Genomic DNA, 22,055 nt, shown 5'->3' on the forward strand with positions numbered 1-22,055 from the left:
TAGCTTTGAGGTTCTCCCTTATCAATGCACTGCCCTTATTTGGGTTTCACGGACTTCGGCGCGCCGTAGCCCGATCCGAACCGGCGGCTAAGGCTGATCGATATCACCGGAGCCTGCCGTGAGGCGTAGCTCAGGCCGCGGGAATCGCGCGTTTCGGTCACAAACTTCGTTTTGGTAGTCCTCAGCACATCGGTTGCCATAACCGTCAGAGTCAGGGGCGGCGACAACGCGTGATTATAGGTCGCCATGACGCTGGTGTTGCCGACCATATAGCCATAATCGTTGATCTGCTTGCCCACGGAATTGAGGTTCAGCGAGATGCCGTGGCCTTTTTTTGAATAGTAGTTCAGGCCGATCTGGCTGTTGACCGTTACCTGCGACCGATCCGGCATGTCGGGGAGGGTCATAGCCATTTCAAAGACCGTCAGCGTCGTATTGAACGACAGGTTCGGCCTTATCTGGCTTCGGTAATCGAACTGCACGCCGGTCTGCTCGCTGCGGCCAGCGTTGCGGCGGGAGACCAGAACCACCTGATTGCCGGCATTTTGCGGGTCGTCTATGAAGGTGCGGACATTGCTGATGATCTTGCGGTTTTGCAGGCGGTAGGCGCGCACCGACAGGCTGGTCATGTCCTTGGCGTATTCGTAAGACGTTTCAAACGAGTCGGTTTCCTGCGGTTTCAGGTCGGGCGTGCCGACGCTGACCAATTGCGCCCCGCCGTATCGCTGGGACGGATTAAGGTCCCAGGCGCCTGGCCGTTGCAGGCGGCGCGAATAGTTGAACCGGATTTTCTTGTGCTCCGATATGACATAGGTCGCAAAGGCGCTGGGGTTCAGATTGGTGTAGTCGACCTTAACCGGCGCGCCGGTTGCGGCATTGCGGCTCTCGAAACTGAGCCCTTCGGCCCGTAAGCCCCCAAGCACCACCCAGTGATCGCCCAGCATGGTCTGCCAGGTGGCATAGGCCGCGCGGATGGTTTGCCTGTAGGTAAACGGGTTGCTGAAGGCCGGATTGAGCGCAGGCGTCTCAACGCCCGGCGTATACAGGAAGCTGCTCTCATTATTATTGTCGGCATCATCGTGGGTGATCTGAAGGCCGGTGGTAACCTCGCCGGATTCCAGACCTTTGTTATAATCGACGCTGAAGACGGCGGTGGTGGCTTCGGAGCGGTTAAGGGAATTCTGCGCCCGTGGGCCCTGATTTTCGGGCAGGGACGACAGGCTGTAGAAGGAGAGGTTATCACCACGGTTGGTCGATGTGTTGCGATTGACCTTCAGATCGACCTTGAGCGCATCGCCCGCCGTAGCACCCGTGCGCGTCCAGCCCAGCCCAAGGGTCTGGGTTTCGTTGTCAAACCGTGAGGTTAAGTCGCTGTCGTAAAGGTCGGTGGGCGTGCCATTAGCGTCTGACCTTCGGGTCTGGCCTTCGCCGCCGTCAGTGCCGGAGGAGGACAGGTAGCTGAACTGACCACTGAGCGAATCGTTGTCATCCAGTTGGTAGTCAATCGAACCGTTGATCACGTTTGACCGGCTTTTAACCGTCGACCGGTTTGTCTGATCCGTGGTGATGACCGGGCGGCCATCGGGGGTCAGTTGCGCCAGATCAAAGGCAGAGTGGGATTCGCTTTTGTAATCGGCGATATTGGCAAAGACCGAGGCGGTCAGCTTATCCCTGTTGTACTGAAAAACGCCATTGACCATGCCAGCGCCGTTTGACGACACTTGCACGGTTGTGCTGGCGAACCAGCCCGGCGGCAGGGACCGCTTGGTCACGATATTGATGATGCCGCCAGTGCCGTTTGAGCCATATTGCGCGCCGGGGGTTGAGATGACCTCAATTGAGGCGATCATACTTGATGGCATGGAGCGCAGGGCGGCGGCGCGGTTATCGCCAACATACATCAGCCAAGGGCGGCCATTGACCATGACCTGGGCCTGATTGCCGCGGATCGTCACGCCGCCTTCGGCATCGACCGCGACGCCCGGAATTTTCTTAAGCGTATCATCCGCTGTGGCAGTGTCATGGTCAGGGTCTTTGGTGACGTCATAGACCTGACGGTCGGCGCGGTTGAGCGGCTTTTTGCCTTTGATGGTGACGGTCGGGGTTTCATCTTTAGGCTTAGTTGTTTCCTGCGCCCAGGCCGGATGACTTAGGGCGACGGTGACCCACCACAAACAGGCCAGTTTTCGTTTGATGTCCCCCATGCGCGCCACCCTCACACCTGCATATTTATACCATATACGAAAAGTTGAGAGTGCCAAGTGATGCGGCCAAACAAAAACCGCGCAGGTTGTCCTGCGCGGTTTTATGTATTCGGTCGCTGAAAGCGGAAGACTACTTAATCTTGCCTTCGCGGAATTCGACGTGCTTACGCACAACCGGATCGTACTTCTTCAGTACCATCTTTTCGGTCTTGGTGCGGGCGTTCTTCTTGGTGACGTAGAAGAAGCCGGTGTCCGCCGTCGAGTTCAGGCGGATCTTAATAGAGGCTGGTTTAGCCATGATGAAAATCCTTATTAACGGGTGCGCACCGGCGCGAGCCGTCGCAGAAATTCTTAAGAGCGGGGGATATGACAAAGACCAAGTGATAAGTCAACAATCTTAGCAGAAAAAACGTCGTAAATTAGCAGAGAGAAGGTTTTAAACCTTTCACTGACAATAACGCTATCTCCGCTTTTTCCCGCCTTTGCCACCTTTCCCCGCCTTCTTCTCGGTCACGCCCTTGGTGCGCCCCTTGGAAGGCCCCTTCGGCGGGCCGCCGGTCGGGCGGCGCGCCGGGTTGCGGGAATCAGCCCGGACCCGTGCCCCCAGACGCGGACGGGGCATATTCGGGTCATGCGGTTCAGGCTCGCTCTTGGCCTCAAACACCAGCCCGCCGGTCAGCGGCATAGCCTCCATCAGCTTAACGACAATTGAGCCGCCCAGGCGCCAGCGCTGATGGGTGCGCTCCCCCACGAGGGCATGGGCCTTATCGTCATGGATGTAGTAATCATCACGCAGGGACGACACTGGCACAATCCCGTCCGCACCGGTATCGAGCAGGCGCACAAACAGGCCAAAGCGTGTGACCCCAACGATCCGCCCGGCGAAATTAGCCCCGACATGTTCTTCTAAGTACGCCGCGATATAGCGCTCAATGGCTTCGCGCTCGGCCGCCATAGAGCGCCGTTCCGTGGCGGTGATGTGGTCGGCGGTGTCGCTTAAGGTCTTGACCTCATAGTCGGTCAGGCCGTCATCGCCCAGCTTGAGCGCGCGGATCAGGGCCCGGTGCACGATCAAGTCAGCATAACGCCGGATCGGCGAGGTAAAGTGGGCATAGCGATCAAGATTAAGCCCGAAGTGGCCGAAGTTTTCCGCCGAATAATGGGCCTGCATCTGGGTGCGCAGGACGACTTCGTTGATGATTTCCGAATGCGGGCCTTCACGCTGGCTATCCAGCAGCTTGTTAAAGCGCAAAGTGTTGGGCGCTTCACCCTTGTTCCAGGGCAGGCCGATGGTGTGTAGAAAATCCGCCAGATTGGTGATCTTTTCCAGCGAAGGAGTCTCGTGGACACGGTAGATCAGCGGTGATTTGTGCTTTTCCAACGTCTCTGCCGCGCTGACATTGGCCTGAATCATCATCTCTTCGATCAGGCCGTGTGCCTCAAGCGACACGCGCGGCTCAATCGCGATGACATTGCCCTCTTTGTCGAGGTGAACCTTGCGTTCCGGCGAATGGATATGCAGCGGACCGCGCACATTGCGGCCCTTGGTCAGGCAGGCGTGCGCCGCCCAAAGGGGCTTAAGCAGGCTGTCCAGCAGGGGGGCGGTCTTATCGTCCGGCTCACCATCAATGGCGGACTGGGCCTGCTCATAGCTAAGCTTGGCTGCCGAGCGCATCAGGCCGCGCACGAACTTATGGGCGATCTTGGTGCCGGAGGCGTCAAACACCATCCGCACAGCAAGCGTGGCGCGGTTCTCATTTTCCTGCAGCGAACACAGGCCTGACGACAGCACATGCGGCAGCATGGGTTCCACGCGGTCGGGCAGGTAGGTCGAGTTGCCCTTTTCGCGGGCGTCACGGTCCAGCGATGAGCCGGGCTTCACATAGTGGGCGACATCGGCAATGGCGACCCAGACCACATAGCCGCCGGGATTGGCTTCATCGTCGTCAGGATGGGCGTAGACGGCGTCATCGTGGTCCTTGGCGTCCATCGGGTCGATGGTCACAAAGGGCAGATCACGCAAGTCGGTGCGGCCTTTGAGGTCGGGTGCGGTGGCCGATTTGGCCTCATCCTCGGTCGAGGTCTTGAACCCGATCGGCAGGCCGTGGGCATGCACCGCCATGACCGAGCCAACCTTGGGGTCGGTTTCATGGCCGACGATCTCGATCAGGGTGGCCGGTTGCGGGCCATAGCGGGTCAGGCCCCCTTGCGGACGGGCCATGACGACATCGCCGTCTTTGAGTTTATCGAGATCCGCGCCGGTCAGGACATAGTTTTCCTTGGACTTGCGGTTGACGCTTTCCAGACGGATTTCTGGCTGGCCTTTTGCCTTTTTGGTTTTGCGCACCACGCCGATGACCTTGGGCGCGCCCTGATCCAACACCTTGATCAGATGGGCGATCCATTCGTCAGCCGCTTTTTCAAAGCGCACATAGACGCGGTCGCCCAAACCCGGCGGGGTTTGGGCTGCGGATTTCTTGAGCGGGGCGAGGCGGGCGAGCGGGGATTTGTCGTTGTCGTCTTTACCCCATTTGACCCAAAGTTCCCCATCGACATCCTGTGAGATGACGCTTCCAGCGCCGGTATCGGGCAGTACGCCTTGCGCACCAAAGGTCTTGCGACCGCGTTTATCGAGCTTTCCGGCTTCCGACAGGGCTTTCAGCCGCTGCCTAAGTGCCCGTCTGTCATCACCTTTGAGGCCAAACTTACGGGCGAGATCATTGACATCGACTTCGCGGGCGGCGCTCAGCGCCTCAAGCAAGGTGTCATCGTCGGGCAGGCCCGCAGAGCTACGTGGTGGGGTGGGTGCGCGGGGCGGCTTGGGGATTTTTATCATCGCCAATATGTACGGCAGAGTCGGCCCTTAAGCCATATCGTAGGGGGCATAAATCAGGCTATTTTTGAATGTATGCTCTTATCGCCTTGACGCCATTGATAACAGTTTCACAGTTTCGGTTGGTTTCAAAGCAATCCCGCGGGATCGACGCTTTGTGCAGTTCGAAATAAACGCCATCATTCGTCGAAAAAGAGGCATGCCATCCTTCTTCAGCACCAGTATAGGTTTCTCCTCGCGGATAAAGCCTCCTGAGTTCGGCGACGGTCATGCCGACCTTTGCGCCTTTTGCTGTCACAAAGTAATTTGATATCGTCTCGATCCTGTCGATGGCGGGGCTATCCAAAGCGGTTGCTGCTATCACGATAACGTCGGGGCAAACGTCTATTTCGTGTCTTAGGTAATCGTCACCATCTGATGCATATTGCTCGGTTTTCAGTTTGAAACGGGGCGTCAGCGATTTTATGCTGCTGCCGAGTTCGATTGATCCGATGGCGCTTAGGCTTAAGGTCTTGGGCTCTGCACAAGCTTGAGCTTCAGAAGATACCGTGAAAACACAGACTGATGCGATAGCCATGAATATCGATTTTTCCAGCACTGATGTTCCCCCAAATACAGTCTCAGCGAAAATGCCAGCATATTCAGGCGGCGGCAAGCGGTTCTTGGGGCTGGCGTTCCTCTCCTCCCCACGGGTGGGGAGGTGGCGCGGCGAAGTCCGCGACGGAGGGGTGTTCTTACTTAATCTTGAGCGCCGGAGTGTTCACAATTGCGGCGCTATCCCCCTCCGTCATCCCTCCATTGGCGGTCTTCCACCTCCCCATTGCTGCGCAACAGGGAGGAGGGGGGGAGCGAACTACCTAACCTTACGCCTCGGCCTTTTTCTTTGCGGGGGCTTTTTTAGCCGGGGCTTTCTTGGCGGCGGGTTTTTTGGCCGCCGTGGTCTTGGTTGCCGCGGTCTTGGCCGGAGCCTTTTTCGCCGTAGCTTTTTTCACGCCACCTTTGGCTGCGATCAGTTCAAGCGCCTGCTCCAGCGTCACCTCTTCGGGCGTTATGTCCTTGGGCAGGGTGGCGTTGACCTTACCGCATTTGACATAGGGGCCATAGCGGCCGGACATGACCTGAATGGGCTCATCATTATCAGGATGTTTGCCTAAGTCTTTCAGCGGTGCGGCCGCGGAACCCTTACCCTTGGCATTGGCTTTTTTCTCGGCCAGCATGACGACAGCGCGGTTGATGCCGACCTCAAAAATCTCATCGAAATTGGCAAGGTTCGCGTATGTCCCGTCATTGGCAATGAACGGCCCGAAGCGCCCCAAGCCCGCGGTAATCGGCTTGTTATTTTCCGGATTGATGCCGATTTCGCGCGGCAGAGACAACAGCTTAAGCCCGCGTTCCAGATCGATCGATGCCGGTGGCCAGGCCTTGGGCAATGATGATCGCTTAGGTTTATCCTCTTTCGATTCCGCTTCGCCCAACTGCACATAGGGGCCAAAGCGCCCGATTTTCAAGGAGACGACCTTATCCGTGGCCGGGTCAACGCCCAGCTCGCGGTCGCCGGAGGCACCACCGTCCTCAGACGCGCTTTCAGGGTTGCCGACGGGCCGGGTGAACTTACATTCCGGATAGTTGGAGCAGCCGATAAACGCCCCAAACCGTGAGGTTTTCAGGCTTAGCAGACCATTGGAACAGGACGGGCAGGCGCGTGGATTGGTGCCGTCGCCTTTGTCAGGGAAGATATGCGGCCCCAAGGCATCATTGAGGCGGTCGAGCACCTCAGAGACGCGGAATTCCTGCACCCCACCGGCGGCGGCGTGGAAATCCTGCCAGAATTCGCGCAACAGCGCCTTCCAGTTGAGCTCACCGGCGGAAACCAGATCGAGCTTTTCCTCAAGGTCGGCGGTGAAATCATATTCGACGTAGCGCTTGAAAAACTCTTCAAGGAAAGCCGTGACCAGCCGGCCTTTGTCTTCCGGGATAAAACGGTTCTTATCCATGCGGACATAGGCGCGGTCACGCAGGACAGTCAGCACCGACGCATAGGTCGATGGGCGTCCGATGCCCAGTTCTTCCATCTTTTTGACGAGGGTGGCTTCACTATAACGCGGGGGCGGTTCGGTAAAATGCTGAGCGGGCTTGATAGCATGGACGCTGGCGGTGGTGCCGACGCGCACGGCGGGCAAGCGGCCACCATCTTCGTCGCCATCGTCGTCCTTGCCTTCTTCGTAGACCGCTAGATAGCCGTCAAAGGTGATGACCTGACCGGTGGCGCGCAAGGCGATTTGCTTATCGGGGCTGGTGAGGTCAATGGCGGTTTTCTCAACCTTGGCCGCTTCCATCTGCGACGCCATGGTCCGCTTCCAGATCAACTCATAAAGCCGGGCCTGATCGCCCTCAAGGCGCAGGGTTTCGGGGCGGCGATAGAGCGAGGTCGGGCGCACGGCTTCGTGGGCTTCCTGGGCGTTCTTGGCCTTGGCCTTATAGAAACGCGGGGTTTCCGGCACATAGGCCGGGCCGTAGCGTTCGCCGATCAGCTTACGCATTTCGGCAATGGCCTCCGGCTCGACATAGACGCCGTCAGTTCGCATATAGGTGATCAGGCCGGTGGTTTCCCCACCGATATCAACGCCCTCGTAAAGTTTCTGCGCCGTCTGCATGGTGCGCGACGCGGAGAAGCCCAGCTTGCGCGACGCTTCCTGCTGCAGGGTCGAGGTCGTAAACGGCGGTGGCGGCGTGCGCTTGCCGGGTTTTTGGTCGACCTCGGTAATGGTGAAGTTTGACGCCGCGATGGCGGCTTCGGCACCTTTGGCGGCGGCTTCGTTGGGCAGGTCGAATTTGCCCAGTTTTTTGCCATTAAGCTGGATCAGCTTGGCCGAAAACGGCGGCGAATTGGCCGAAACCTCGGTATCGACGGTCCAGTATTCTTCGGTTTTGAATTTTTCGATCTCGACTTCGCGGTCAACGACGATCTTGAGCGCCACCGACTGCACTCGGCCTGCTGAGCGCGCACCCGGCAGTTTGCGCCACAACACTGGCGACAGGGTAAAGCCGACAAGGTAATCCAGCGCGCGGCGGGCAAGATAAGCTTCGACCAGCTCCATATCCAACTGACGCGGGCTGGCCATGGCCTGCTCAACGGCGGATTTGGTGATGGCGTTGAAGGTCACGCGCTCAACGATCTTGTCCTTGAGCACTTTTTTCTTATTCAGCACCTCAAGCACATGCCATGAAATGGCTTCCCCTTCGCGGTCGGGGTCGGTCGCCAGAATAACGCGGTTGGCCGACTTGGCGGCGTCGGCGATTTCGCTCAGGCGCTTGCTGGCCTTGGGGTCGGCTTCCCAGATCATGGCGAAGTCGTCGTCGGGCTTGACCGAGCCATCCTTGGACGGCAGATCGCGCACATGGCCATAGGAGGCCAGAACCTTGTAATCCTTACCCAGATATTTGTTGATGGTTTTGGCCTTGGCCGGGCTTTCGACAATAACGAGGTTCATAAGGTTTCGACAAATCCTCTAAACGCTATTCAGGCCAGAGCGTTAACTCACAGGAGTTAATTCGCGGGCTAATCAAAAAATAATGAACCTGAAAATAGGCGCAGGCATCAAATATGCCAGCCTTAAAGCGGTTTCGACGAACTGTGAAGCGGCTTTTTTACCACAGCCACTGCTAAGGGCTGATCTAAAGCCTCCCCCACATAAATCCAGAGGTGGTAAGAATGAGAATTGCAATTAACGGTAATTTTATTTAAGCTTTCAACTCATGGGGGAGGTGTGGCCTGTACCATATCTCATGCCTGCGGGCATTTAGGCATAAGGAGTACCTATGAAGGAACTGGAGCGTGACGCTGGTGGTCAGGAGGTTTCCATCGAGGAGCGGTCTGATGTGCTGGTCTACATCGGGGACATGGCGGTATCTTTGGCGCAACTGGCGCAGAAGGTGGGGCATCAGGGCCTGAGTGAGCACCTTTTTGATGCGGCCCAAAAGGCCAGAGGGCCTGTGGCCTGATTAACTGGCCAGTACGTAATAGCCGCCGGGTTGAGGGGCGATCAGACCGGCGATTTCAAGCTCACTCAAGGCCGCAAAACCGAGCGTCATCTTTGATGCGGCACAAAAGGCCAGAGGGCCTGTGGCCTGATTAACTGGCCAGTACGTAATAGCCGCCGGGTTGAGGGGCGATCAGACCGGCGATTTCAAGCTCACTCAAGGCCGCAAAACCGAGCGTCATCGACGCACCCGCCAGCCGTAAGACTTCGTCGCGGTGGCTGGGAGTGTGGCTGATCAGGTTGAGGATTTGCGTGCGCAGGTCATCGATCCGGTCATCGAGATCGTCGGTGGTGTCCTCAGGTGTCGCCAGATAGTGCGGGCGCATATCGTCATAGGCCGGCCGTGCGCCGTCGTTTAAGCCCATGCCGCTTTCCAGAATGCGAATGACGTCTTCGGCGGTTTCACACAGGTGCGCGCCCTGACGCAGCAGGTCATTCGATCCTCGCGCCCTTGGGTCAAGCGGCGAGCCGGGTACGGCAAAGACATCGCGGTTTTGCTCAACGGCCAGCCGCGCCGTAATCAGGGAGCCTGAGCGCAGTTCGGCCTCAACCACGATGGTGCCGAGTGTAAGTCCGCTGATGACCCGGTTGCGACGGGGAAAATCTCTGGCGTGGGCCTTATAGCCCGCCGGGCTTTCGGAGATCAGCACACCATAGGTTTTAAGCGCGGTATATAAATCCTGATTTTGCGGAGGATAGACATCATCAATCCCGCCGCCCAGTACCGCCGCCGTGCCGGTTTTGAGGGAGCCTTGATGGGCGTGGGTGTCGATGCCCCGCGCCAGACCTGAGACGATGGTGTAACCGGCTTCGCCCAGTTCGGCGGCCAGTTGGTGGGCCATCTTCATGCCGGCAGCCGAGGCATTGCGCGCCCCCACGATCGCCACAGCTTTGGGGGGCAGGGCGTGCTCACCCAGCAGCCACAGAACGGGCGGGGCAGCGGCGATATGGCTGAGCAGTTTGGGGTAATCCGCATCCCCCAGCACAACCAGACGCGCACCGGTGGCCCGGCTGTTTTTGATCTCAGCCTCAACCATCGCCATGGGGGCGGGTGTTATGCCGCCGCCTGCGCGTTGGGCCAAGGTGGGCAGGGCTTCAAGTGTGCTGATGGCACTGCCGAAGCGGGTGATAAGCTGCTGAAAATTGATCGGGCCGATGCGCTGGGTGCGCGCCAGTCTCAGGCGGGCGATGCGCTCCTCTTCGGTCTTCACAGGTGGAAAGGGCGGCGCATCGAACAGGGACATCTAGGCGGTCTTGTCCTTTTTGCCGATCTTCGGCTCGGTGCCAGCCATCAGCCGTTTGATATTGTCCTTATGGCGGATGTAGATCAGCACCGCCATGAACAGGCTCATCAGCACGAACGGGTAGGGCTGATCAATTAGGAACCCTACGGGTGCGATGAGTGCGGCGGCGACCAGAGCGCTTAAAGACGAGATGCGCAGGGTAAACGCCACCAGCAACCAGATGGCACCGGCGGCCAGCCCCATGGGCCAGGCGGCGGCAAACAGGGTGCCTAAGAATGTGGCCACCCCCTTGCCGCCCTTGAATTTCAGCCAGACGGGGAACAGGTGGCCCAGAAACGCTGCAGCACCCGCCAGCGCCATGCCGGTCTGGCGCGTAGCCATATCGACGGATAAAAGGGCGGCAAACGCGATACCGACGGCCATAGCGCCCTTACCGGTGTCGCCTAAAAAGGTGATCAGAGCCAGATCCTTGCGGCCGGTTCTTAACACATTGGTGGCGCCAATATTGCCGGAGCCGACTTCGCGGATGTCTATGCCCGCCAACTTGGTCGTCAGCACGCCAAACGGGATCGACCCCAGAAGGTAGCCACCGAGGACAGCAAGGGCATAGATGATCGGTTGGCTCAGCACGGTTTGTCCTTAATCGGCGGCGTAGACGATTCGTCCATCCACCAGCGTTTTTAAGACCTTACCTTGCAGGGTGCGGTTTTCAAACGGCGAGTTTTTGGATTTTGACAATATGTCTTTTTCGCGCAACGCAAACGGCGCATCGACATCGACCACAATGATATCGGCAGGCGCGCCTTTTTTCAACCGTCCGGCCTCAAGGCCCAGTATCTGCGCCGGGTTGATGGTCACGGTTCGCAGCAGGTCAATCAGCGGGATATCGCGGTCGAAATGCAGGCCGATGAGGGCGGCCAGAAGGGTTTGAAGGCCAATAGCGCCGGGGGTGGCCTGCGAAAACGGCAGGCGCTTATCCTCTGCGGGGGCCGGGCAGTGGTTGGAGACGATGACGTCGATCACGCCGTCCTCAACCGCATCGACCAGGGCGACCCGGTCGGATTCGGCCCTAAGCGGCGGATCAAGGCGGTAGAAGGTGCGGTAATCGCCGATGTCAAATTCGTTGAACACCAGATGGTTGATGCTGACCGACGCATAGACCTCCAGGCCCTTGGCCTTGGTACGTTTCAGGGTTTCCACCGACGCGGCGGTTGATATCTGATCGACCAAAAGCCGCGTGCCGGTCAGTTCGACCATGGCCAGATCGCGCTCAAGCGCGATGCGCTCCGCTAGGGCTGATACCCCCGACAAGCCCATGCGCGACGCCATTTCGCCGGAGGTCGCAACCGCGCCGTCCGACAGCCACGGCTCCTTGGGGCGGTGCGCCACAAGCGCGTTAAACCCGCCTGCATAGGCGAGGACGCGGCCAAAGACCTTGGTATTAATGATTGGCTGATCGACATCGGTGAAGTAGAGCGCCCCGGCCTCATTCATCAGGCCGATCTCGGCCATGGTCTTGCCATCGCAGCCCTTGGTGGCAGCACCGGCAGGGTAGACGTGGACAAGCTCGATATCGCGGGCACGGCGCAGGATAAAATCGACCATGGCCGGTTCATCAATGACCGGATGGGTGTCGGGCTGCACCACAAACGAGGTCACGCCACCCGCCGCCGCCGCTAACGACGCTGATTTTAAGGTTTCTTTCTGCTCATGGCCGGGCTCACCGGTCTTGACCCTCAGATCAATCAGGCCGGGACAGACCAGGTTACCGTCGCAGTCGATGACCTTATAGTCCGCGCTACCCGAAGGCGGCACGTCGGAGAAAATGACGTCAGCGATGACGCCTTCGGCAATGATGACCGAGCCCGGACCATCATAACCGCTGTCGGGGTCAATCAGGCGGGCGTTCACAAGGGCGAGGGGTTGAGATGTCATTACGGGTTACTTCCCCTCCGCTTCGAGACGCGCGGCCAGCGAGGCCAGCACCGCCATGCGGGCGGCGACGCCCATTTCGACCTGATCCTGAATGAGGGAGATCGACAAATCATCGGCCACTTCGGAGTCGATTTCAACGCCGCGGTTCATCGGGCCGGGATGCATGACGCGCACATTCTTGGCGGCGACCTGTAATTTCTCACGATCAAGGCCAAAGAAGCGGAAATATTCGCGGGTTGAGGGGATGAAGGCCCCGTCCATGCGCTCAAGCTGAAGGCGCAACATCATGACCACATTGGCCCCGGCAATGCCTTCGCGCATGTCGTGATAGACTTCGCAGCCCCATTGGTCAGCATCGCCCGGAATGAGGGTCGCAGGGCCAACCAGCCTAACATTGGCTCCCATCGCGTTGAGCAGTATGACATTGGAGCGCGCCACGCGGGAGTGGCCGACATCGCCGCAGATGGCCACGGTGAGACCATCCACATGCCCAAAAGCGCGGCGTATCGACAGCATATCAAGCAGGGCCTGCGTCGGATGCTGATGCTGGCCGTCGCCGGCATTGATCACGCAGCAGCCGACTTTCTGGGCCAGAAGTTCTGCCGCACCCGATGCCGAGTGGCGCACGACCAGCAGATCGGGCTTCATAGCGTTGAGTGTCACCGCCGTGTCGATCAGGGTTTCACCCTTGGCCACGCTTGAGGTCTTGGCGGCCATATTGACCGTATCGGCGCCTAAGCGCTTACCGGCCAGTTCAAAGCTCGATTGGGTGCGGGTGGAGTTCTCAAAGAACAGATTGACCTGGGTGCGACCTTTGAGCAGGTCGAGTTTTTTGGTCGAGCGCCGGTTCATATCGACGAACAGATCGGCCAGATCAAGCAGCGCCATGATGTCGGGCGGATCGAGGTCCTGCGACGCGATAAAGTGGCGTTTGGGGAACGGCAGCAGCCGCTCACGAATCTGGTCGGTGAAATCGGTCATAAAAGGGGGCTATAGGCCGCAATGATGGACGTGGCAAGGGGAGATAGCATTTAGAACCTCCCCTCTTGGAGGGGAGGGGGACCGCAAGCGACAGCGCAGCGGTGGTGGGGTAATAACAGGCTCCACGCTTCGGTTTACCCCCTCTGAATTTTCGTTGAAAATTCAGCTCCCCCTGCACCGCGCGGGCGGCCCCGCAGGGGGAGTTCTGTACGATCAATCCGCTTATTGACAATTTTATAGGGTTTGCCAATCATTTCGCTGATCGGGTCTGGGGAGATATCATGCCAAGTTCTGTAGATTATCGTATCGTCTTTCAGGACTTTTCCGAAGAAGATATGGCGGATTTCATTTCCGAGCACTTCGATATTTCCCTGACGCCTGAAGAGCTTTTCAGATGTGAGACCTTGGGTGGTCTGCATGGTCTTGTCATGAACAAGCTTGGGGGTGCAACTGCGGGGGGCAAATGTGCGACCCAGATTACCTTTTACAGGCTTAGAGAAAATTTGCGCCAAAATGGCATCAGGCGCAGACTTACCCCTTCAACACCCTTGAGCAACATAAAAGGCTTTCACTATGGCGCGTTGTTTAGGCATATGGAAAAGCACTCAGGCTGGCGTCCAGTAGATGTTGCGCGCCCGATTATGCAGGTGTTGCTTTTGATCGTTCTCGGTACTGGTGTTGGGGCGCTGTGTCTCTGGGTTTCAGATTTTCTGAAGCGCCTCAATTTGCCCGTGTGGCAAGATTTTATCGCTGACAGCATGGTGTTTCTGATGTTCTTGATCGACTTGATTTTGGTATTGGTTATTTCCGCTTTGCTTTCGCAAACTATTTCACCTCGAAGATATCCAAAGAATATCATTACGCTCGGACAATTCGCGGAATTTAGTGCTGGGCTTAACTCTGATAAGCTGGTGCAGGCGGGTGCCCGCCTCGATGAGCGGCTAGTGTGGCTGAGTTTGGTAGCATTGTTTGCTGATAACCACGGCGAGGATTTGACAAAGTTAACACCGCAAACGCGCTTCGCCTAAGCCAGATGAAATAACCATAACAATATCGGCAGGGTGATCAGGCTCAGTGAAGTCGTGAGCGCCACGATACCGGCCATGAGGGCGGCGTCGCCGCCCATATGGCGGGCCTGCACATAGGCCACGGCCGCACACGGGGCCGCTCCGCAGCACAGAGCGACACCTTGCGCCAGTTCATCCCCACCCAGAGCGCGGCAGATGCCCCAACTCAGGATCGGCACCACCATGACCTTGAACAGCGACGTGGCGACTACCAATCCGGGGCTTTTGAAAATATAGCCGAAACTCAAACCCGCGCCGGCCAATATCAGTCCTGTCGGAATAGCGGCATCGCCCAACATTTTCAGGTCTTTGTCGATAAACGGCACGCTGGGGGCGTGGGTGGCATTGAGAAACAGACCGATCAGGCACGATAGAAAAATCGGATTGGTGAATAGCTTAAGCCCTATGGCCTTGAATGAGCGGTCGGGCTGGTTGTCGCCCTCAAGCTCGCCCCAGCGGGCCAGCACCATGATCGAGGCCATATTGCTTAAGGGAATGAGCGCGCTCATGGCAATGGCCGCCAATCCCAAGGCCTCATCCCCGAAAATGGCGGTGGCGATCGGCAGGAACACAAACGAATTAAACCGGATCAGGCCCTGAAACACCGATGTGAAAGTGGGGCCGCTCAAGCGCAGAAACGGCTTTAACGCAAAGCCCAGACCTGCCGATAATATCATCGCCGCGGTAACGCCAATGCTGACCGGCCCGGCGGACAGACCGCTGAGGTCGGCGTGCCAGATGGCGGGGATCAGAAAGCCAGGATAAAAGACATAGACCGCCAGCCGCTCAATCGGGTTCCAGACATGCAGTGGCAAAAAGCCTGATTTTTTCAGGCCGTACCCCAGGGCGATCATCAGAAAGACCGGCATAATGCCGTTGATGAAAACCTCCGGCGTCATTGCCTATTCCATGCCCTTGATACGGTCGAGCGCCCCTTGCAGGATATAGGCGGCTGCCGATCGATCGATGACCTCGGCGCGTTTGGCGCGGGTCAGGTCAGCCTCTTCGATCAGAAAGCGGTTCATCACTGACGATGACCAGCGTTCATCCCAGAACGCAATCGGGAGGTCGCGTAATCTCAGTAAGTTCCGGGCAAAAGCCCGTGCCGACTGGCAGCGTGGGCCTTCGGTGCCGTCCATATTGACGGGCAGGCCGATCACAATCCCGGAGGCTTCACGCGTTTTCATCAGGCCAAACAGATGTTCAGCCTCCTGGGTAAATTTAGTCTTTTTGATCAGTTCCAGCGGCGACGCGATGGTAAGCGTTATGTCGCTCACCGCCACGCCGATGGTTTTTTCCCCCAGATCTAGGCCCAGCAGGCCTGAGCGGGCAGGCAGCAGGGCTTTCAGTTCGGTAATATCGACTACAGACATGGCGGTGCTGTGGGCCTGAACGGCTGAAAAGTCAACGATTTTGGAACTGGTGCGCCAGGCATTGTTGCAGCGTTAACAAAAGTTGGTCTGGTTGATTTTGTTACAAGTATTTAACGCATTACGAAAAGTTAATCTGTTAAAAAAGTGTAATAAATGGAATGTATTTAATTAATGAAATCAATGTAATGTATGACGATTATTTAATAAAAATGTTATTTCAAGTAATGATTGGTAAGTGTATTGAGTGGGCACCGAGGCGATGCCGCCTCATTTAAAGCGGGAGAATGAAAATGAAGCGTTCAGTTTATATGGTGGCTCTGGTTTCAGCCGCACTGATTGGTGTCGGCGTATCAGCGGCTCAGGCCGGAGAAAAAGACCGTTCGCCGACCAAGGCTGTGGTGTCGGTTGAGGGGGTTAACTTCAATAATGCCGCGCAGGTGGCGAAGGTTTATCGTCAGCTTAAAAACACGGCCTATACGTTGTGTGACAGCGAATATCAGCGCTACGCCGCTCAGGACCGTCAATGTGCCGATGCGGCTCTTGCCAGCGCGGTGCGTCAACTGAATCAGCCAACCCTGACGGCGATGCATGAGGAAAAAACGGCTCAGCGCACGATCTATGCCGATAAGGGTATACTTTACGGCGCTAATTAATGAACCGCCTGAAGCGCATATGGTGCCGGCAGTTACGTTGTCGGCGCTTATTTTGTCGACGCGTCAGCTAAATATTTGATGCATGCTCAGGGGGAATAGCTTAAACGCCCAGAGCCACCCTAGTGGTTAATGTGTCGAAATATCAGGATGATTGTGAGTGGGCATGGGAAATTGGGGCGATTCTATTGTCAGTCTTAAGCGATCGGGCTGGCTGGCCCCATTATTAGGACTTGCCCGCCGTTTTATGCTGCTTGGGGTATCTTTTAGAATTTATGAGTGGATACGAACGCTTGAGGGGGGGGGAGAGGGATATATATGATGAAGGCTTGCCCTTGCCGCCAGCCAGCCTCAGAGTTCTGGTCGGCGGTAGTGCGGACACGCATTGGTTTCTGAACTTTGGGAGTTCTTTACACGAAAGTTTGCGGCAAATTATGGCGCAACAGCATGTGCGCCTCGAAGATTTGAAGTCCGTTCTGGAATTTGGCTGCGGCTGCGGGCGTGTGCTACGGCACTGGGCTGGCGTTAAAGGGCCGAAAATACATGGTTGTGACTATAATGCGCGGTTGGCTGACTGGAGCCGGAACAATCTCGGCTTTGCCAATATTGCGATTAATCAAGCCGCACCGCCCTTGCCTTACGAAGATGCAAGCTTTGATTTTATTTATGCCATATCTGTGTTTACTCATCTGTCCGCAGATTTGCAGGTGCCTTGGTTTCAGGAACTGAGCCGGGTCACCATGCCGGGGGGTATGTATTGATTACAACCCATGGTGACAGTTTCGCGGCTAAACTTACCCCAAACGAGAAAGCTGAATATGATGCAGGGCGTCCTGTTGTTCGTTTTAGTGAGGTGAGTGGCTTAAACCTGTGCGGGGTCTATCATCCGCATGAATATGTGACCAAGGTTATGGCTAAAGGGTTTGAATTAAAGGCCTTTTTGCCTGTCGGGAATCTGGTCAACATATATCAGGATGTGTATCTGTTTCAAAAATTGTAGCCTTGTGCGTGCTACGTCTTATTGATACGGTCACGTCCGCGGCCGGTGCCCAGGGCTTTGGATACCAGATTGCGGGCGGCATTATCAACCACACCAATCGCGGTTTTCATCGGCTCATCTGGCCGGCCGGAAAAGGATGTGACGTGGAAATAGTCCGACTGATCCGGCGAAATATCCGAGAAATAATAGTTGGAGACGCAAGTGCGCGGACGATCCGCAATCACCGGACTAACCGAGTGCCAGCTAATCCGGGTCGTTTCCATCACCGCCAGCCGGTTGAAGCGGGCTGTGACCGTCACTGGCGTTTTGCGCTCATCGTCCCATAACTCCAGATTGCCGCCAAAATCGGCCTGCCAGTCCGGTGAGACATAGTAGAGCAGGTTCAGACGCCGGTATTTTTGGCGGTCGCCGTCATGGCTGTTGTCGATGTGCGGGTTGAGAAAGTCGTCCTTGAACATCATTGACAACCCGCCGGCGTACAGCTTGGGGTCCGGCTCAATAGCCTCAAAGCCGACCATATCGGCAATCAGCTTAACAATAGCCTTATCCTGCAAGGCATAGGTGATATCGGACAAAATGGGGGCATAACCACTGAGGTCGGTTGAGGTGCGCTTCTTTTCCCGAAAGGTGTCGCGGTTGAAAAAGCCGTCACCATCTCGCGGAAACGCCTCATGAATACGGTGCGCGTCGGCAGTGGGCAGCAGGTCATCCAGTATAAAATGGCGGGTCTTTGTGCCGTGCGGCTTTTGCCACTGACGGATCAGGCCATCGCGATTGCGGATCAGAGCGTCGCGGATCAGGGCGATAAAGCGGTCCTTTTCGGACATGGAAGGTTCCTCTGCGCCTAGAATCTGCGCAGTTGTGACGGGCTTTGACGGGCCTGTCCAGACGGTAGCGCTCAAATTATGTGCGTCAAATTGTGCACTCTTTGCGAAGCGGGGCCTTGTCAAGCCGCGGTGTAATGTCTAACCCACTGTCATTGATTTTACATGGAGTCTAAAGCTCATGGCCATTGATGTGGCAACGGTGAAGAAGGTCGCGTCCCTGTCGCGACTGCGGGAGCCCGAAGCGCGGCTGGAAAGCCTGTCGGGCGAACTGAACGGTATTCTGGGCTGGATCGAACAACTGAATGAGATCGATGTGACCGGCGTGGAACCCATGACGACCGCCGTGGCCGCCGCCGCTCCGTTGCGTGATGATGTGGTATCCGACGGTGGCAAGGTCGCCGATGTCGTTAAAAACGCGCCCAAAACCGTCGATGGCTTTTTCATCGTGCCGAAGGTAGTCGAATAGTCATGAGTGATCTTACCAAACTGACCCTCAAAGGCGCGCTGGACGGCCTGAAAGCCAAGCAGTTTTCGTCGTCCGAATTAACGCAAGCCTTTATTGGCGCGATTGAGCACAGCAGCGGCGCACTCAATGCCTATGTCGAGACGACCTTTGATAAGGCCCGCGCTCAGGCCAAGGCATCGGACGAATTACTGGCCAAGGGTGAGGGCCGCGCACTTGAAGGCGCACCGCTCGGCATCAAGGATCTGTACTGTACCGAAGGTGTGCGCACCACGGCGTGCTCCAAGATTTTGGGCAATTTCATACCGACCTACGAATCGACGGTCACTGCCAATCTGTGGCAGGGCGGCGCGGTCATGTTGGGCAAGCTCAACATGGATGAATTTGCGATGGGCTCATCCAATGAGACCTCGCACTGGGGGCCGGTGGTCAACCCGTGGAAGGCCAAAGATTCCAATCAGGCCCTGACGCCGGGTGGCTCTTCGGGAGGTTCAGCGGCGGCGGTGGCTGCGGATCTGTGTCTGGCGGCGACGGCCTCCGATACCGGCGGCTCAATCCGTCAGCCGGCAGCGTTCACCGGCACGGTCGGGATCAAGCCGACCTATGGCCGAGCCTCGCGCTTTGGCATGGTGGCGTTCGCGTCGTCTCTGGATCAGGCAGGTCCTATCACCAAGACTGTCGAAGACGCGGCGATCATGCTGAATGTCATGTGCTCGCATGACATCAAGGATTCGACCAGTCTCGATATCGAAGTCCCTGATTTCACGCAGTTTATCGGTAAGTCGGTCAAGGGTTTGCGCATTGGTATCCCTGACGAATATCGCCTTGAGGGTATTCCAGCGGAAATTGACGCCCTGTGGGAGCAAGGCATTGCCTGGCTGAAAGATGCCGGTGCTGAGATCGTGCGCATTACCTTGCCGCACACCAAATACGCTCTGCCGTGCTACTATATCGTGGCGCCTGCCGAGGCGTCGTCCAATCTGGCGCGCTATGACGGGATGCGGTTTGGTTATCGCAATCCGGAGGCGACCAGCCTGACTGACACCTATGAGCTGTCGCGCTCAGAGGGCTTCGGCAAGGAAGTCAAACGCCGGATCATGATCGGCACCTATGTGCTGTCGGCCGGTTTCTATGACGCCTATTACGTTAAAGCCTTGAAAGTCCGGCGGAAAATCTCTGACGATTTTACTGAGGCCTTCAAGTCCTGCGACGTGATCCTGACCCCCGCCACGCCGTCATCGGCCTTTGCGCTGGGTGATGAGCAAAAGGCCGCCGATCCGGTGTCGATGTATCTGAATGACGTGTTCACGGTCACGACCAATCTGGCCGGTCTGCCAGGGCTTTCGGTGCCCGCGGGCCTCGATCAGCACGGTCTGCCGCTGGGTTTGCAGGTCATCGGTAAAGCGCTGGATGAAGGCACGGTCCTCAACATTGCCTCGGTGCTGGAGAAGGCCGCAGGCTTTACGCAAAAGCCCTCAAAGTGGTGGTAAGTGAAAAACGGGGCTTCGGCCCCGTTTTTTATGCTGGTTGATGTGGGTGTGCGCAAAAATATCGTCTACAATAGGTAGTCATGAGGTTCGGGCCTGAGAGACGCAGGCGCATGGTGGTATACATTATCCGTCACAATTTTATATTATGATACCTGTTTGACGCCATTTGACAGAATGGTTCTTTAAAAATTTGAGGGCTTCAGGCGGGGATGACGACCTCTGTTTCCGAGATCATAACCCACTTGAAAAGGGTTCTGTCGCGCCGGGGCGTTAATCCGCAGGACTCTGACGATTTTATTCAGGAAGCCCTGATCCGGCTCGAAATCTATCAAAAGTCGAATGAGGTTCTCCAGGTAAAGGGCTTTCTGGCCCGTACCGTCGTCAATCTGGTTATCGATTCATATCGTAAGCACAAGGACGTTGATGTGGCCCCGGAGCCGGTCGAAAATTACACGATCGTAGATAATTATCCGCAACCTGATGAGGTTTATGCCTCAAAACAACGTCTACAAAGATTAAGCCTTGGTTTCGCAGCGCTTGATCCCCTGACCCGGCAGATTGTCCGTGCGCAGAGGGTTGAGGGGTTAACGGTGGCGGCCATAGCCAAACGGCACGGCCTTAGTGTCAGCGCGGTCGAAAAAAGGCTGGCAAAGGGATTGGCATTTCTGTTGGATTGGATGAAGGAATGGTAAGGTCATCAGTGTCTTACATCCGTGAGCAGACGACTGGCACGTCTGTCAACCAGCAGGCTGCCCACTGGATCATCGACTCTTCTGATATGTCGGCGGTTGCGGGCGGCGCCATGGATGACTGGCTGGCTGAAGATGATGCCCATATTGAGGCCTATGCCGAGGGACTTCTGATCTGGGAGCAATTGGGGCAGGTGGCTGGGGACGGGGCGTCTGAGCGCCTTATTCACCCCAACAAATGGCGTCTGCCCGCAGCGATTGCCGCTATGGCGGCGGTTATCTTGCTGGCGTTTGGTTTCGGTTCTGCTTTCATGACGCCGACCTACAAAACCGGCATTGGTGAGCAGCGCACGGTGCGTCTTGAGGACGGCACCCGGTTAGTGCTCAATACAAATTCTGTGCTGAAAGTGGATTTCGAAAAAGGTATTCGCCGGGTGCGCCTTGAGCGGGGCGAAGCGCTTTTCAATGTCGCCCATGATAAGCAAAGACCCTTTGTTGTTGAAGCCAATGACAAATATGTCGAAGCGGTCGGCACGCTGTTCGTCGTGCGGTCTGAGGCGCAGGGAATGGAAGTGACCTTGCTGTCGGGGCTGGTCGACATCGGGCGCGGCCACTTTAACCCTTCGGCTAAAAAAATATCGCTTACACCCGGAGATCGCTGGCGTGAAACGGGGGCCGCACCGGTTTTAGACAGGCCTCAGATAGAGACCGTCACCGCCTGGCGCAACGGCGAGATCATATTCGATGAAACGCCGCTTAATGTCGCGATAGCCGAGGTTAACCGCTACACCAAAAAATCCATCGTCTTAAATGATCAGGGTGCGGCTGAGCGAAAAATAAGCGGTGTTGTGCGTATCGCCGAGCCTGAGATTTTCGTTGAGACGGTGGCCGGCGTTTATGATCTGCGCGTCAATAATACGGATAAGGCCGTTACACTTTCGAGCAAAGTCGCTCCTTAAGCGTTGAGTGCAAGCCGGCGGCCGTAAACTCTAGGGCGGCTTTAGCCGGTTGCTCGACCGTGGCTTAAGGCCAGCCGTTCAGACATCCTGCCACAGAGGCTGTCAGGTCTTAGTTTTAGGTCCGCGGCAAAAATATTATAAATTTTTTCGCTCGATGGATGCGGGTTTGCCATCCGGATTACGTCAACACTTTAGAGGCCGCATTTATTAGGCCTGATTGTGAAACAGATGATTCAGTTTTTGCTGAATTGTTTAAGCACATTCGATGCGTGGCGGTTTATCAACATTGTTAAAGTTTAT

The 22,055-nt window shown here is 56.7% G+C and carries 21 protein-coding genes; 9 read left to right on the top strand and 12 right to left on the bottom strand.

The genetic code is table 11. The features are described 5' to 3' along the window. Positions 1 to 35: 35 nt before the first annotated feature. From OVA03_RS16840 to topA, 5 genes are all read right to left on the bottom strand, one after another. Entirely contained in the window at positions 36 to 2,204 is a 2,169-nt protein-coding gene (locus OVA03_RS16840) for a TonB-dependent receptor (protein ID WP_267526183.1), read from the bottom strand. Between the two features lie 130 nt (positions 2,205 to 2,334). Next, a complete protein-coding gene (gene rpmG, locus OVA03_RS16845; protein ID WP_004620056.1) occupies positions 2,335 to 2,502 on the bottom strand; it encodes a 50S ribosomal protein L33 in 168 nt (55 codons plus the stop codon). A gap of 162 nt (positions 2,503 to 2,664) precedes the next feature. Continuing rightward, complete coding sequence (gene rnr, locus OVA03_RS16850; RefSeq protein WP_267526184.1) at positions 2,665 to 5,040, bottom strand: ribonuclease R; 2,376 nt, start codon at positions 5,038 to 5,040, stop codon at positions 2,665 to 2,667. 58 nt (positions 5,041 to 5,098) lie between these two features. Next, positions 5,099 to 5,692, bottom strand: a complete 594-nt coding sequence (locus OVA03_RS16855; protein WP_267526185.1) for a hypothetical protein — start codon at positions 5,690 to 5,692, stop codon at positions 5,099 to 5,101. Between the two features lie 208 nt (positions 5,693 to 5,900). Continuing rightward, a complete protein-coding gene (gene topA, locus OVA03_RS16860; protein WP_267526186.1) occupies positions 5,901 to 8,528 on the bottom strand; it encodes a type I DNA topoisomerase in 2,628 nt (875 codons plus the stop codon). A gap of 328 nt (positions 8,529 to 8,856) precedes the next feature. On the opposite strand from topA, the gene OVA03_RS16865 reads away from it, so the two are divergent. Next, entirely contained in the window at positions 8,857 to 9,039 is a 183-nt protein-coding gene (locus OVA03_RS16865) for a hypothetical protein (RefSeq protein WP_267526187.1), read from the top strand. A 130-nt stretch (positions 9,040 to 9,169) separates the two neighbouring features. On the opposite strand, the gene dprA is transcribed toward OVA03_RS16865, so the two are convergent. Genes dprA through OVA03_RS16885 form a run of 4 tightly spaced genes read right to left on the bottom strand, consistent with a single transcriptional unit; the run spans position 9,170 to position 13,237 of the window. Further along, complete coding sequence (dprA, locus tag OVA03_RS16870) at positions 9,170 to 10,321, bottom strand: DNA-processing protein DprA (RefSeq protein WP_267526188.1); 1,152 nt, start codon at positions 10,319 to 10,321, stop codon at positions 9,170 to 9,172. Then, a complete protein-coding gene (plsY, locus tag OVA03_RS16875) occupies positions 10,322 to 10,951 on the bottom strand; it encodes a glycerol-3-phosphate 1-O-acyltransferase PlsY (RefSeq protein ID WP_267526189.1) in 630 nt (209 codons plus the stop codon). A gap of 9 nt (positions 10,952 to 10,960) precedes the next feature. Beyond that, positions 10,961 to 12,256 carry a dihydroorotase gene (gene pyrC, locus OVA03_RS16880; protein WP_267526190.1) on the bottom strand — a complete coding sequence of 432 codons (1,296 nt, stop codon included), beginning with the start codon at positions 12,254 to 12,256 and terminating at the stop codon, positions 10,961 to 10,963. Positions 12,257 to 12,262: 6 nt separating this feature from the next. Beyond that, positions 12,263 to 13,237 carry an aspartate carbamoyltransferase catalytic subunit gene (locus tag OVA03_RS16885; RefSeq protein ID WP_189486493.1) on the bottom strand — a complete coding sequence of 325 codons (975 nt, stop codon included), beginning with the start codon at positions 13,235 to 13,237 and terminating at the stop codon, positions 12,263 to 12,265. Between the two features lie 281 nt (positions 13,238 to 13,518). On the opposite strand from OVA03_RS16885, the gene OVA03_RS16890 reads away from it, so the two are divergent. Beyond that, positions 13,519 to 14,265, top strand: coding sequence for a hypothetical protein (locus OVA03_RS16890; protein ID WP_267526191.1), 747 nt, complete (start codon positions 13,519 to 13,521; stop codon positions 14,263 to 14,265). Here the strand turns inward: OVA03_RS16890 and OVA03_RS16895 are convergent. Continuing rightward, complete coding sequence (locus OVA03_RS16895) at positions 14,262 to 15,203, bottom strand: AEC family transporter (protein ID WP_267526192.1); 942 nt, start codon at positions 15,201 to 15,203, stop codon at positions 14,262 to 14,264. The two genes, OVA03_RS16890 and OVA03_RS16895, sit on opposite strands and share 4 nt — an antisense overlap. 3 nt (positions 15,204 to 15,206) lie before the next feature. Continuing rightward, positions 15,207 to 15,677 (bottom strand): Holliday junction resolvase RuvX, encoded by a 471-nt coding sequence (ruvX, locus tag OVA03_RS16900; protein ID WP_267526193.1) that lies wholly within the window; start codon positions 15,675 to 15,677, stop codon positions 15,207 to 15,209. Positions 15,678 to 15,967: 290 nt separating this feature from the next. Here ruvX and OVA03_RS16905 point away from each other — a divergent pair, with 290 nt between their 5' ends. The 3 genes from OVA03_RS16905 (at position 15,968) to OVA03_RS16915 (ending at position 17,327) form a co-directional block, all read left to right on the top strand. Then, positions 15,968 to 16,330 (top strand): UrcA family protein, encoded by a 363-nt coding sequence (locus tag OVA03_RS16905; protein ID WP_267526194.1) that lies wholly within the window; start codon positions 15,968 to 15,970, stop codon positions 16,328 to 16,330. A gap of 332 nt (positions 16,331 to 16,662) precedes the next feature. Beyond that, entirely contained in the window at positions 16,663 to 17,088 is a 426-nt protein-coding gene (locus tag OVA03_RS16910) for a class I SAM-dependent methyltransferase (protein ID WP_267526195.1), read from the top strand. Further along, a complete protein-coding gene (locus tag OVA03_RS16915) occupies positions 17,085 to 17,327 on the top strand; it encodes a hypothetical protein (protein WP_267526196.1) in 243 nt (80 codons plus the stop codon). The genes OVA03_RS16910 and OVA03_RS16915 overlap by 4 nt, the downstream gene beginning before the upstream one ends. 11 nt (positions 17,328 to 17,338) lie before the next feature. Here OVA03_RS16915 and OVA03_RS16920 read toward each other — a convergent pair whose 3' ends face one another. Continuing rightward, entirely contained in the window at positions 17,339 to 18,154 is an 816-nt protein-coding gene (locus OVA03_RS16920) for a 2OG-Fe(II) oxygenase (RefSeq protein WP_267526197.1), read from the bottom strand. A 178-nt stretch (positions 18,155 to 18,332) separates the two neighbouring features. Here OVA03_RS16920 and gatC point away from each other — a divergent pair, with 178 nt between their 5' ends. From gatC to OVA03_RS16940, 4 genes are all read left to right on the top strand, one after another. Then, positions 18,333 to 18,620 (top strand): Asp-tRNA(Asn)/Glu-tRNA(Gln) amidotransferase subunit GatC, encoded by a 288-nt coding sequence (gatC, locus tag OVA03_RS16925; RefSeq protein WP_267526198.1) that lies wholly within the window; start codon positions 18,333 to 18,335, stop codon positions 18,618 to 18,620. Positions 18,621 to 18,622: 2 nt separating this feature from the next. Continuing rightward, complete coding sequence (gene gatA / locus OVA03_RS16930) at positions 18,623 to 20,107, top strand: Asp-tRNA(Asn)/Glu-tRNA(Gln) amidotransferase subunit GatA (protein ID WP_267526199.1); 1,485 nt, start codon at positions 18,623 to 18,625, stop codon at positions 20,105 to 20,107. 209 nt (positions 20,108 to 20,316) lie between these two features. Next, a complete protein-coding gene (locus OVA03_RS16935) occupies positions 20,317 to 20,799 on the top strand; it encodes an RNA polymerase sigma factor (protein ID WP_267526200.1) in 483 nt (160 codons plus the stop codon). Next, entirely contained in the window at positions 20,793 to 21,755 is a 963-nt protein-coding gene (locus OVA03_RS16940; RefSeq protein WP_267526201.1) for a FecR family protein, read from the top strand. The genes OVA03_RS16935 and OVA03_RS16940 overlap by 7 nt, the downstream gene beginning before the upstream one ends. Positions 21,756 to 22,055 lie beyond the last annotated feature (300 nt).

Origin of the sequence: Asticcacaulis sp. SL142 (assembly GCF_026625745.1) — a bacterium.
Taxonomy (GTDB): Bacteria; Pseudomonadota; Alphaproteobacteria; order Caulobacterales; family Caulobacteraceae; genus Asticcacaulis.

Excerpts from the sequence above, each read along its gene's own strand:
- OVA03_RS16840 (WP_267526183.1), bottom strand. The coding sequence starts at position 2,204 with ATGGGGGACATCAAACGAAAACTGGCCTGTTTGTGGTGGGTCACCGTC.
- rpmG (WP_004620056.1), bottom strand. The coding sequence starts at position 2,502 with ATGGCTAAACCAGCCTCTATTAAGATCCGCCTGAACTCGACGGCGGAC.
- rnr (WP_267526184.1), bottom strand. The coding sequence starts at position 5,040 with ATGATAAAAATCCCCAAGCCGCCCCGCGCACCCACCCCACCACGTAGC.
- topA (WP_267526186.1), bottom strand. The coding sequence starts at position 8,528 with ATGAACCTCGTTATTGTCGAAAGCCCGGCCAAGGCCAAAACCATCAAC.
- OVA03_RS16865 (WP_267526187.1), top strand. The coding sequence starts at position 8,857 with ATGAAGGAACTGGAGCGTGACGCTGGTGGTCAGGAGGTTTCCATCGAG.
- dprA (WP_267526188.1), bottom strand. The coding sequence starts at position 10,321 with ATGTCCCTGTTCGATGCGCCGCCCTTTCCACCTGTGAAGACCGAAGAG.
- pyrC (WP_267526190.1), bottom strand. The coding sequence starts at position 12,256 with ATGACATCTCAACCCCTCGCCCTTGTGAACGCCCGCCTGATTGACCCC.
- OVA03_RS16885 (WP_189486493.1), bottom strand. The coding sequence starts at position 13,237 with ATGACCGATTTCACCGACCAGATTCGTGAGCGGCTGCTGCCGTTCCCC.
- OVA03_RS16890 (WP_267526191.1), top strand. The coding sequence starts at position 13,519 with ATGCCAAGTTCTGTAGATTATCGTATCGTCTTTCAGGACTTTTCCGAA.
- OVA03_RS16895 (WP_267526192.1), bottom strand. The coding sequence starts at position 15,203 with ATGACGCCGGAGGTTTTCATCAACGGCATTATGCCGGTCTTTCTGATG.
- ruvX (WP_267526193.1), bottom strand. The coding sequence starts at position 15,677 with ATGTCTGTAGTCGATATTACCGAACTGAAAGCCCTGCTGCCTGCCCGC.
- OVA03_RS16905 (WP_267526194.1), top strand. The coding sequence starts at position 15,968 with ATGAAGCGTTCAGTTTATATGGTGGCTCTGGTTTCAGCCGCACTGATT.
- OVA03_RS16920 (WP_267526197.1), bottom strand. The coding sequence starts at position 18,154 with ATGTCCGAAAAGGACCGCTTTATCGCCCTGATCCGCGACGCTCTGATC.
- gatC (WP_267526198.1), top strand. The coding sequence starts at position 18,333 with ATGGCCATTGATGTGGCAACGGTGAAGAAGGTCGCGTCCCTGTCGCGA.
- gatA (WP_267526199.1), top strand. The coding sequence starts at position 18,623 with ATGAGTGATCTTACCAAACTGACCCTCAAAGGCGCGCTGGACGGCCTG.
- OVA03_RS16935 (WP_267526200.1), top strand. The coding sequence starts at position 20,317 with ATGACGACCTCTGTTTCCGAGATCATAACCCACTTGAAAAGGGTTCTG.
- OVA03_RS16940 (WP_267526201.1), top strand. The coding sequence starts at position 20,793 with ATGGTAAGGTCATCAGTGTCTTACATCCGTGAGCAGACGACTGGCACG.